At 54.2% G+C, this 336-nt stretch carries 1 rRNA gene; it reads left to right on the plus strand.

Annotation, left to right across the window (positions count from 1 at the left end):
* Positions 1-336: ribosomal RNA gene (locus ACZ6J2_RS21855) — 23S ribosomal RNA — on the plus strand; the annotation flags it as partial.

A 336-nucleotide genomic window follows, 5' to 3' on the forward strand; every position in this document is an offset into this window, starting at 1 on the left:
GTCCGTCGTGAAGAGGGAAACAACCCAGACCGCCAGCTAAGGTCCCAAAGTCATGGTTAAGTGGGAAACGATGTGGGAAGGCACAGACAGCCAGGATGTTGGCTTAGAAGCAGCCATCATTTAAAGAAAGCGTAATAGCTCACTGGTCGAGTCGGCCTGCGCGGAAGATGTAACGGGGCTAAACCATGCACCGAAGCTGCGGCAGCGACGCTTAGGCGTTGTTGGGTAGGGGAGCGTTCTGTAAGCCGTTGAAGGTGTGCTGTGAGGCATGCTGGAGGTATCAGAAGTGCGAATGCTGACATAAGTAACGATAAAGCGGGTGAAAAGCCCGCTCGC

The organism is Enterobacter sp. E14S, assembly GCF_055666685.1.